Consider the following 2,457-nt stretch of genomic DNA (forward strand, 5'->3'; position numbering starts at 1 on the left):
GGCGCTGTGGGGCTGGTCATAGGCGGGGTGGACGTTGGCGACGGCCGTGGTGAACTCGCGGCCGGACGCGTTGCGGATGTAGGCCAGCTCCATCCAGCGCTCATAGGAGTCCGAGTCGGAGACGTTCTCGTTGACCACGGCCATCAGCACGCCTTCGACGCCCGAGGCGATGTCCCGGACCCGGCTACGGAGGAGACGGTGCGGCACGTACTCGTAGCACTCACTCATCGGACACCGCCTGGAACGTGCTGAGGAAGTGCTCCCAGCCGACCTGGGCCCGGTCCAGGAGGTCGCTGCTGGGCTCGCCTGCCGCCCTTTCGACGGGCACATGTGCGGTCTTGAGCACCTCGCAGACGCAACTGTGCGTGATGCGTTCGTTCACGGCTCACTCCTCAAGCGGTAAGTGGTGTCATCCATCAGCCTGGATTCATCCCCACCGTGCGGGAATGACCCCGTGTTGCACTTCCGTTGCCCTTTCGTCCCCCCGCGTCGGTCCGGCGTGCTTCGATGGCGACGGGAAGGGAGCGACGTGTGGCGACCGTGCACCACTGGACCGGGTTGGAGGCCAGGGCTCTTCGGCTGGCGCTGCGACTGAGCGTGCGAGCATTCGCCGGCCATCTCGGCGTCGGCATTCGGACGATCTCCAAGTGGGAGGCGCTGCTCGCGGCGACTGTGCCGCGCCCGGACACCCAGGCGATCCTGGATACCGCACTGGCCCGTGCGGACGCGGCCACGCATCTCCGCTTCGAGACGTTCCTGTCCGAGATGGGACGTCCCTGCGTCCCGAGCGGACGGGCAATGGCCTCGGGGCCGCTCGCGTGGGAATACGAATCGTGGGCCGATGATCTGGAGCGGGCCGCCGTCGCCCTGTCCCGCCAGGACTTCACTTTCGCCGAAAGCCTGGTCAGCCGGTGGACGAACCGCTTCCGCTCTCTTCGGCTCGACGACAGGGGCCTTTACCTCTTTGCCCGCTCGACCACCCTGCTCGGTGACCTCCAGCGGGACCAGGGAAGCGTGATCGGACCCCTGTCCGCGCAGCGCTCCTACGTCACAGCCCGGTCGCTTTTCACTCAACTCGACATCCCACGCCGGATCGCCCAGCTTGATCTTTCCCTCGCTGTCGTCGCGGAGATGTCCGGGCAACTGGAGGCTGCTGCCCGCAGCTACGAACACCTCGCGGTCGATGACCGGCTTTCACGCCGCGACCGGGCCAGATCCCGGCTTTGGGTGGGTACTGCGTTGAGCAAGGAAGGGCAGCACGAATACGCCACCCGTGTGATGCTGGCCGCGACCCGAGACTTCGAGGACCTCACCGAACCGGACGATTGGTCGGTGGCTCACCAGAAGATCGCCCTGGCCCACCGTGGTACCGGCGACCTGTCCTCGGCCTTGCACTACATCGGGATCGCCCGCAGCACCGCTACCACCGACACCCCCATGCAGCGGGTCCGTCTGGACACCGCCCACGGACACATCCTGCTGAGTGATCCCGCGACCCGCGATGATGGGCTTCACGTCCTCGGCAATGCCGCGACCATGGCCGCACGTTTCGGGCTGTCGCATCAGCTGGCCAGCATCGAGAACGTCAAGGCCATGAGCACGGGGCCATCCGGATCCTTCAGTCGGTGACCAAGGAGAGAGCAGCGTGGGCGACAACCAGCAGACCATCACCGAGGCTCAGTGGCGCAACACCAAGCTGCTCTGGGACTACCACCTCATGGGCCACCAGCCGCGCCCCACCGACGTGGCGATCGGCCTGGGCAGCCACGACCTCGGCGTTGCCCAGGCAGCCGCCGACCTCTACCACCGTGGGCTCTTCCCGACCCTGGTGTTCACCGGCGGCAACAGCCCGACCACGAGGAAGCGATTCCCCCGCGGCGAAGCCGTGCACTTCCGCGAGCATGCTCTCGAACTCGGCGTCCCCGACGAAGCGATCCTGGTCGAACCGAACGCCGCCAACACCGGCCAGAACATCACCTTCAGCCGCGAGCTGCTGGCCTCGGTGGGCATCGTCCCCACGACGGTGATGCTGATCTCCAAGCCCTACATGGAGCGGCGATCCTTTGCCACCGCTCGCAAGCTGTGGCCCGACGTCCAGATCATCTGCGCCTCCGAGCCGCTGGAGCTGGACGATTACATCAAGAGCATCGGCGACGAGAAGCTCGTGGTCGACATGCTTGTCGGTGACCTCCAGAGAGTGATCGAGTATCCAGGGCAGGGCTTCGCCATCGCCCAGGACGTCCCAGACGACGTGCAGGCCGCATACGAATCCCTCATCCGCGACGGCTTCACCAGTCGTCTGATCGGCCCTTGATCAGACACTGCCCGCCCACTGCCATCAGCACCGGGCGGTCGCCGGACGCCAAGCAAAGAGGAGCGCGTAGCGATCTGGGGCGCGCACCGGCCCCGGATGACGATGCCGTCGGCTTTTCCTGCAGGCAGCAGCCCAAGACGGCT

At 66.4% G+C, this 2,457-nt stretch carries 4 protein-coding genes; 2 read left to right on the forward strand and 2 right to left on the reverse strand.

The features are described 5' to 3' along the window. Both ABZ716_RS24630 and ABZ716_RS24635 read right to left on the reverse strand, forming a co-directional pair. On the reverse strand, positions 1-228 hold a 228-nt coding region (locus tag ABZ716_RS24630; RefSeq protein WP_358961752.1), incomplete at its 3' end, for a hypothetical protein. Continuing rightward, positions 221-382, reverse strand: a complete 162-nt coding sequence (locus tag ABZ716_RS24635; RefSeq protein WP_358961755.1) for a hypothetical protein — start codon at positions 380-382, stop codon at positions 221-223. The genes ABZ716_RS24635 and ABZ716_RS24630, both read right to left, overlap by 8 nt. Before the next feature lie 149 nt (positions 383-531). On the opposite strand from ABZ716_RS24635, the gene ABZ716_RS24640 reads away from it, so the two are divergent. Together ABZ716_RS24640 and ABZ716_RS24645 are read left to right on the forward strand one after the other, a co-directional pair. Next, complete coding sequence (locus tag ABZ716_RS24640; protein ID WP_358961757.1) at positions 532-1,629, forward strand: hypothetical protein; 1,098 nt, start codon at positions 532-534, stop codon at positions 1,627-1,629. A gap of 16 nt (positions 1,630-1,645) precedes the next feature. Continuing rightward, positions 1,646-2,314 (forward strand): YdcF family protein, encoded by a 669-nt coding sequence (locus ABZ716_RS24645; RefSeq protein ID WP_358814819.1) that lies wholly within the window; start codon positions 1,646-1,648, stop codon positions 2,312-2,314. Positions 2,315-2,457 lie beyond the last annotated feature (143 nt).

The organism is Streptomyces sp. NPDC006687, assembly GCF_040636215.1.
Classification (GTDB): Bacteria; Actinomycetota; Actinomycetes; order Streptomycetales; family Streptomycetaceae; genus Streptomyces.